Here is a 7702-nt window from a genome sequence, read left to right on the forward strand (position 1 = left end):
GGTGCGCAAACGGCACGTGATCGGACCTTGCCGGCTGGCTTTGCATCACGATGCAACCAGCCTGCCGCCATTTGAAAAACAGTCATGCTGCGGCGCAACAAACCGAGCGTAGGATGGCTGTCCATGCGTCCTCAAGTCCTGATCATTGGCTGCGGCTTCGGCGGCCTGGAGGCGGCGCGCGCGCTGCGCACCACCGACGTCGACATCACCCTCGTCGACAAGACCAACCATCACCTCTTCCAGCCCCTGCTCTACCAGGTGGCCACGGCGGGCCTGTCGGCGCCGTCGATTGCGGCGCCCATCCGCCACCTCTTCCGCGGCCAGCGCAATGTGACGACGCTGATGGGCGAGATCGTCGCCATCGACGCTACCGCGCGAACCGCCACGCTGAAGGATGGCGCCACGCTGCGCTGGGACCACCTCATCGTCGCCGCTGGCGCCACGCACAGCTATTTCGGCCGCGATGACTGGGCCGAGCACGCGCCGGGGCTGAAGACGCTGAGCGACGCCTTCGAGATTCGCCGCCGCGTGCTGCTGGCCTTCGAGGCTGCCGAACGTGAAGCAAATGGCGAGGACGATCCCGCCCAGCGTGCCGCCCTGCTGCAGTTCGTCGTCGTCGGCGGCGGGCCGACCGGGGTCGAACTGGCTGGCACCTTTGCCGAGATCGCCCGCCACACCCTGCCCGGTGAATTCCGCCGCATCGACCCACGACAGGCACGTGTGCTGCTGGTGGAGGGCAGCCCGCGAGTGCTGCAGGCCATGCCCGAGAGCTTGAGCGAACGCGCCCGCGAGCAACTGGGCGCGCTCGGCGTGGACGTGCGCCTGAACGCCCGTGTGACCGGTATCGACGCCCAGGGGCTGGACATCACGACGCCAACCGGCCCGGAGCGCCTGCACAGCCGCTGCGTCGTCTGGGCCGCCGGCGTGGCGGCCTCGCCCCTGGGCCGTGCGCTGGCCGATGCAACCGGCTGCACGCTGGACCGCGCCGGCCGTGTGGTCGTCGAGCCTGACCTGAGCTTGAAGGGCCAGGCCAATATCCAGGTCATCGGCGACCTCGCCGCCGCGCAAAGCCACGCGCCCGGCCAGCCTCCGAAGCCCGTGCCCGGCGTGTCACCCGGCGCCAAGCAGATGGGCCGGCACGCCGCCGCCAACATCCAGCGCCGGCTGCGCGGCGAGGCGACGCAGGCCTTTCGCTACCGCGACTACGGCAACCTCGCCACCATCGGCCGCCACAGCGCCGTCGTCGACCTGGGCACGCCGGCCGGGTCGCTGCGCTTCTCGGGCCTGCCGGCCTGGTTGTTCTGGCTGTTCGCCCACGTCTATTTCCTGATCGGCTTCCGCAACCGCTTCGTCGTGCTGGTGGACTGGGCCTGGGCCTACTGGACGCATGACCGCAACGCACGCGTGGTGGCAGGCGCCGGGCTCAGCGAGGCCAGCCCGGCGCGTGACGCCCAGGCTTGACCTCGTCGCCGGGCAGGCTGATCAGCAGCAACGCCAGGCTGGCGCCCAAGGCGATGACGGCCCAGAAGATCAGGAAGCTGAGGGTGTAGACGGCCTGGGTCGACAACTGCACGGGCGCAGTGCCAAACCAGCGCAGGTCGGCCGGGTCGACGACGGCGAACACCAGGGCCTCCAGCACGCCAGCCGCAAGGAAGGACGACCAGGCCACGGCCATCGCAAAGCGCTTGATGCGCGTGGGGCCGGCGGCGCCGTTCATCTCTTCAGGCCCGCCGTGCCCGTGGCGGCATGGTTGCGGGCGACCAGGGCCGGTACCGCATCACCGGCACGGGCGCGCAGGTCGGCGGGCTCGGTGGCATCGGCAGCCTGGGCGGTGCGGTGCAGCTCCAGCGGCGGGTCGGGGTGGCGGATGGCCAGCGCCAGCGTGAAGAAACTGGCAACGACGACGATCGCCGGGCCCCCGACCACGAGCCAGACCATGGGCTCGCGCCAGGCGGAGGAGGGATTCAGGGCGGACATGGGGTTCTCCTCGCCGTCAGCGCGGCAGCACGAAAGTGGACTTCTCGACGACGGTCTCGGCGGCCGATCCGCCGGCACCATCGCCGACACGGCTGATGCGCCAGCGCATGGGATGGGCGCCAGCCTTGAGCTGTTGCGCCGTCCCGGGCGGCACGCGCAGGGCCACCGCCACCCAGCGTGCCTCGGCCGGGCCCAGGTCCACGGTGGTGGCCCGGGTCAGCACCAGGCCGGGCAGGCCCTCGGCTTCGATGCGGTAGTGCTGGGGCGACTCGGTCGCGTTCATGACCTGCAGGCGGTAGACGTTCTCGATCCAGCCGTCCTCGACGAGGCGGGCCATCGAAGCGCGGTCGCGCACGATGTCGACGCGGAAGCTGTGCCGCGACAGCAGGCTCCACATCAGGGCCGTGCAGATGACGATCAGCACGGCGGTGTAGATCAGCACGCGCGGTCGCAAAACATGCTGCCAGCGCTGCGCGCGCGTCAGGCGCTGCTCCAGGCCGTTCTCGGTGTCATAGCGGATGAGGCCGCGCTCGGTGCCCATCTTGTCCATGACGCCGTTGCAGACGTCGATGCAGGCCGCGCAGCCGATGCATTCGTACTGCAGGCCGTCGCGGATGTCGATGCCGGTCGGGCAGACCTGCACGCACAGGTTGCAGTCGATGCAGTCGCCCACGGGCGCGGCGGCGCTGCGCACCTCGCCCTTCTTGCCGCGCTGCGCGTTCTTGCCGCGCGGCTCGCCGCGCTCCGGGTCATAGCTGACGATCAGCGTGTCGCGGTCGAACATCGCGCTCTGGAAGCGCGCGTACGGGCACATGTACTTGCAGACCTGCTCGCGCATGTAGCCGGCGTTGCCGTAGGTGGCGAAGCCGTAGAACAGCACCCAGAAGGTTTCCCACGGTCCCATGCCGAACGCGAGGACCTCGCGCGCCAGTGTCTGGATGGGCGTGAAGTAGCCGACGAAGGTGAAGCCGGTCCACAGGCCCAGCGCGATCCAGGCGGACTGCTTGCCCGCCTTGCGCCAGAGCTTGGTCCAGGACCACGGCGCCTTTTGCAGCCGCAGCCGCGCGTTGCGGTCGCCCTCGAACCAGCGCTCGATGAGCATGAACAGCTCGGTGTAGACCGTCTGTGGGCAGGCGTAGCCGCACCACAGGCGCCCGGCCACGGCGGTGAACAGGAAGAGCGCGTAGGCCGAGATCATCAGCAAGCCCGTGAGGTACACGAAGTCCTGCGGATACAGCACCAGGCCGAAGATGTAGAAGCGCCGCGAGCCCAGGTCGAAGAGCACGGCCTGCCTCTCGCCCCAGCTGAGCCAGGGCAGGCCGTAGAACACGAGTTGGGTCAGCGCGACGATGGCCCAGCGCCAGCGGGCGTAGAAGCCGTCCACCGACCGCGGGTGGATCTTGTCCTCCGACTTGTAGAGGCGGATGACCTGGACGGCGTCGCCCGAACCGGGCGCGGAGGGAACAGACATGGGACTCAGGGGGCGGCAGCGATGACGCCTTGTGATTGCGACAGGCTCCAGACATAGGAAGCCAGCACGCGGATCTGCTCGGGCGTCAGCCGCTCGCCATGGGCCGGCATCACGTTGTGCTTGCCGTTGTTGACCATGGCCGTGACGGCTTCCTCACCCCAGCCATGCAGCCAGACCTTGTCGCTCAGGTTGGGCGCCCCCAGGGCCGGGTTGCCCTGGCCGCCGGGGCCGTGGCAGGCCGCGCAGGCGGTGAACTTGGGCTTGCCGAGCTGGGCGTAGAGCGCGTTGTGCGGGCTGCCCGACAGCGACAGCACGTAGTGGGCGACGTTGCGCACATCCTCCGCCGCGCCCACTGCCGGCGCCATCACGGGCATGTTGCCCTCGCGGCCCTTGGTGATGGTCTCGGTGATGGTTTCGGGCGAGCCGCCCCACAGCCAGTCGGTGTCGGTCAGGTTGGGGAAGCCCTTGGAACCCTTGGCGTCGGCGCCGTGGCACTGCGCGCAGTTGTTGGCGAACAGCCGCTCGCCAATGGCATGGGCCTTGGGATCCTTGGCGAGCTGCTCCGGCGTCTTGTCGGCGAAGGCGGCATAGACCGGCGCCATGGTGGCGCGCGCCTGTGCCAGGTCGTTGGCGTGCTCGCCCAGGCTCGTCCAGCCCAGCTTGCCGGCCTGGTTGCCCAGCCCCGGGTACAGCGCCAGGTAGATGCCGGCGAAGACGATGGTCAGCACGAACAGGCCCATCCACCAGGCCGGCAGCGGGTTGTTGAGTTCGCGCAGATCCTCGTCCCAGACGTGGCCCGTCGTGTTGTCCGAGGCCATCACCTGGCGGCGGCTGGCGATGATGAGCAGAATGCCGCAGAAGATGAGGCCGCCAATGGTGCCAATGGCGATGAAGAGGGACCAGCCGCCGTTGAAGAAGTCGCTCATTGCTCATCTCCTTCGAGGGGCAGGCGGGCGGCGTCGTCGAAGCGGCCGCGCCAGGCCCAGGCGATGATGCCGAGGAAGACGGCCAGCGACACGAGAGTCACGGCCACACGGAGTTCGTTGATGCCCATGGTGCGGGCTCCTTACTTGTTCGCGGTGCCAAGCACCTGCAGATAGGCCACCAGCGCGTCGAGCTCGGTCTTGCCCGTCACGTCCTGGGAGGAGGCCTTCACCTCCGCCTCGGTGTAGGGCACGCCCAGCATGCGCATCGCCGCGAGGCGCGCCGGCATGCCGGCTGCGTCCACCGGTGCATTCACCAGCCAGGGGTAGGCAGGCATGTTGGACTCGGGCACCAGGTCGCGTGGGTTGTTCAGGTGGATGCGGTGCCAGTCGTCGCTGTACTTGGCGCCGACGCGATGCAGGTCGGGCCCGGTGCGCTTGCTGCCCCACTGGAAGGGGTGGTCATAGACGAACTCGCCCGCCGTGGAGTACTTGCCATAACGCAGCGTCTCGGCGGCAAGCGGGCGGATCATCTGCGAGTGGCAGTTGTAGCAACCCTCGCGCAGATAGATGTCGCGGCCGGCCAGCTGCAGCGCCGTGTAGGGCTTGAGGCCGGGCGCGGCCTCGGTGGTGGAGCGCTGGAAGAACAGCGGCACGATCTCGACGACGCCGCCAACCAGCACGGTCAGCAGCACCAGCACGATCATCAGCAGGTTGCTGGTCTCGATGCGCTGGTGGCCGGAGACGGATGAAGTTTGTGTGCTCATGTCATTTGCTCCGCCGCGTGTAGCGGCGCTTGAAATTTGCGGGCCGAGCGCCGGGCCGCTCCCAAGCCGGCCCGCGTTGGGCGACGTACCTGCCGGTCGAACCGGCAGGTATCGCCGTCCCCGCGGGGGACCGGCCAACGTACTCGTTGGACGAGGGGCTGCATGTCAGTTCAGGCGTGAGCCAGCGCAGGCACAGGGATGCGCACGGCCTGGGTACGGCCGGCCTGCACGGTCTTGATGACGTTCCAGCTCATGACCAGCATGCCGCCGAGGTAGAGCAGGCCGCCGCTGAGGCGGATCACGTAGAAGGGCCAGGTCGCCTTGACGCTTTCGACGAAGGTGTAGACCAGCGTGCCGTCGGGGTTGACCGCGCGCCACATCAGGCCCTGCATGACGCCGGCAATCCACATCGCGGCGATGTAGAGCACGATGCCCAGCGTCGCGATCCAGAAGTGCAGCTCGATGGCACGCTTGGAGTACATCTGCGTGCGGCCGAACATGCGCGGGATCAGGTGGTAGAGCGAGCCCATCGAGATGAGGCCCACCCAGCCCAGCGCCCCGCTGTGCACGTGGCCCACCGTCCAATCGGTGTAGTGCGACAGCGCGTTGACGGTCTTGATGGACATCATCGGCCCCTCGAAGGTCGACATGCCGTAGAACGACAGCGCGACGATGAGGAACTTCAGGATGGGGTCGTCACGCAGCTTGTGCCAGGCACCCGACAACGTCATGACGCCGTTGATCATGCCGCCCCAGCTCGGCGCCAGCAGCACCAGGCTGAAGATCATGCCGACGCTCTGCGCCCAGTCCGGCAGCGCTGTGTAGTGCAGGTGGTGCGGGCCCGCCCACATGTAGGTGAAGATCAGCGCCCAGAAGTGGACGATGGACAGGCGGTAGCTGTAGACGGGGCGCTCGGCCTGCTTGGGGATGTAGTAGTACATCATCCCGAGGAAGCCCGCGGTCAGGAAGAAGCCCACCGCGTTATGGCCGTACCACCACTGCACCATGGCGTCCTGCACACCGGCGTAGGCCGAATAGCTTTTCCAGAAGCTGACCGGGATCACCGCGCCGTTGACGAGGTGCAGCAGGGCCACAGCGAGGATGAAGGCACCGAAGAACCAGTTGGCCACGTAGATGTGACGGATCTTGCGGCGCCCCACGGTGCCGAAGAACACGATGGCGTAGGACACCCAGGCAATGGTGATCAGCACGCCGATGGGCCATTCCAGCTCGGCATATTCCTTGCCGCGTGTGAAGCCCAGCGGCAGCGTGATGGCCGCAGCCACGATGACCAGCTGCCAGCACCAGAAGTGAAACCACGCCAGGCCCGGCGCGAACAGGCGGGTCTGGCCGGTGCGCTGCACGACGTGGTAGCTGGTCGCCATCAGTGCGCAGCCACCGAACGCGAAGATGACCGCGTTGGTATGCAGCGGCCGCAGCCGCCCGTAGCTCAACCAGGGGACGCCTGCGCCGAGATCGGGCCAGGCCAGTTGCGCCGCAATGATGACGCCCACCAGCATGCCCACCACGCCCCAGAGAACGGCGGCCAGCGCAAATGCGCGTACCGGTCCGTCTTCGTATACCGCCCCCGTGGTGGCCAGCGCCTTTTCGTTCGCCATCGCGACTCCTTCAGTCTGATGCAAACGATTCTTCGCGCGGGGGCTCCTAGACGCCTTGATCCTCGTCAAGCAGGATGCGTTCAGCCTCGTTTTCGAAGCCGTCCAGTTGCCCGGAGTGCACAGCCCAGCCGAACACCGCCACGATGAGCAGCACCAGCACGACCGAGAAGGGGATGAGGAGATACAGGATGTCCATCAGCGCGCCAATCTCTGGGCATTGAGCACGACGAACAGCGAGCTCGCTGCCATGCCCAGGCCCGCCGCCAGTGGCGGCAGCCAACCGCTCAGCGCCAGCGGCACGCACGCCAGGTTGTAGAGCGCCGCCCAGGCGAGGTTCTGACGCAGCACGCGGCGCGTCCTGTGCGCCAGCGCGAGCGCCTGCGGGATGGCCATCAGCTGGTTGGACACCAGCAGCGCATCTGCGGCACCGCGCGCCAGCATGGCGCCCTGCCCCATGGCGATGCGCACGTCGGCCGCGGCCAGCACCGGCGCGTCGTTGATGCCGTCGCCGACCATCAGCACGCGCTCGCCGCGCGCCTGCCAGTCACGCAGCGCAGCAAGCTTGGACTCGGGCGTGGCGCCCGAGCGCCAGTGGGCGATGTCCAGCAACGCCGCCATGCGCGCGACCGCGGCCGGCTGGTCGCCCGACAGCAGGCGCACGCGCTTGCCCTGAGCCCGCAAGGCCTTGACCGTTGCGGCGGCATCGGCACGTGGTGCCTCGGCAAGGTCCAGCCACAGCACGCAGTCGCCGCAGCCCACTGGGCCGAACGCCAGCCGCGCAGCCGGGTCGGGCCGCGCGCTGACCCAGGCCGGCGCACCCAGGCGCCAGACCCGGCCGGTCGCGTCGCGCGCCTCCACGCCGCGGCCGGCGACTTCGCGCACGTCCGCCCAGCTGCCGGCACTTCCGTCGGCCAGCGCCTGCGCCACCGGGTGGCGCGACAGCCC

10 protein-coding genes are annotated in these 7702 nt (G+C 68.6%); 1 reads left to right on the plus strand and 9 read right to left on the minus strand.

The window, feature by feature from the left end; all coding sequences use genetic code 11:
* Positions 1 to 123 precede the first annotated feature (123 nt).
* Entirely contained in the window at positions 124 to 1461 is a 1338-nt protein-coding gene (locus AC1DW0_RS26480; protein WP_477948967.1) for an NAD(P)/FAD-dependent oxidoreductase, read from the plus strand.
* Here the strand turns inward: AC1DW0_RS26480 and AC1DW0_RS26485 are convergent.
* The 9 genes from AC1DW0_RS26485 to AC1DW0_RS26525 form a co-directional block, all read right to left on the minus strand.
* A complete protein-coding gene (locus tag AC1DW0_RS26485; RefSeq protein WP_457355309.1) occupies positions 1424 to 1717 on the minus strand; it encodes a hypothetical protein in 294 nt (97 codons plus the stop codon). The genes AC1DW0_RS26480 and AC1DW0_RS26485 overlap by 38 nt on opposite strands.
* Complete coding sequence (locus AC1DW0_RS26490) at positions 1714 to 1977, minus strand: hypothetical protein (protein ID WP_056197775.1); 264 nt, start codon at positions 1975 to 1977, stop codon at positions 1714 to 1716. Before AC1DW0_RS26490 ends, AC1DW0_RS26485 begins: the two co-directional genes overlap by 4 nt.
* Before the next feature lie 16 nt (positions 1978 to 1993).
* A complete protein-coding gene (gene ccoG / locus AC1DW0_RS26495; RefSeq protein ID WP_477948969.1) occupies positions 1994 to 3448 on the minus strand; it encodes a cytochrome c oxidase accessory protein CcoG in 1455 nt (484 codons plus the stop codon).
* Positions 3449 to 3453: 5 nt separating this feature from the next.
* Entirely contained in the window at positions 3454 to 4374 is a 921-nt protein-coding gene (gene ccoP, locus AC1DW0_RS26500) for a cytochrome-c oxidase, cbb3-type subunit III (protein ID WP_477948971.1), read from the minus strand.
* Positions 4371 to 4502 carry a cbb3-type cytochrome oxidase subunit 3 gene (locus AC1DW0_RS26505; protein ID WP_056197782.1) on the minus strand — a complete coding sequence of 44 codons (132 nt, stop codon included), beginning with the start codon at positions 4500 to 4502 and terminating at the stop codon, positions 4371 to 4373. Before AC1DW0_RS26505 ends, ccoP begins: the two co-directional genes overlap by 4 nt.
* A 12-nt stretch (positions 4503 to 4514) precedes the next feature.
* Positions 4515 to 5138, minus strand: coding sequence for a cytochrome-c oxidase, cbb3-type subunit II (ccoO, locus tag AC1DW0_RS26510; protein WP_056197785.1), 624 nt, complete (start codon positions 5136 to 5138; stop codon positions 4515 to 4517).
* A 170-nt stretch (positions 5139 to 5308) separates the two neighbouring features.
* Positions 5309 to 6757 carry a cytochrome-c oxidase, cbb3-type subunit I gene (gene ccoN / locus AC1DW0_RS26515; RefSeq protein WP_477948973.1) on the minus strand — a complete coding sequence of 483 codons (1449 nt, stop codon included), beginning with the start codon at positions 6755 to 6757 and terminating at the stop codon, positions 5309 to 5311.
* A gap of 46 nt (positions 6758 to 6803) precedes the next feature.
* Positions 6804 to 6953 (minus strand): cbb3-type cytochrome oxidase assembly protein CcoS, encoded by a 150-nt coding sequence (gene ccoS / locus AC1DW0_RS26520; RefSeq protein WP_457355315.1) that lies wholly within the window; start codon positions 6951 to 6953, stop codon positions 6804 to 6806.
* The coding region (locus AC1DW0_RS26525; RefSeq protein WP_477948976.1) for an HAD-IC family P-type ATPase at positions 6953 to 7702 on the minus strand (750 nt) is incomplete at its 5' end. The genes AC1DW0_RS26525 and ccoS, both read right to left, overlap by 1 nt.

This window comes from Roseateles sp. P4_D2 (assembly GCF_056401875.1).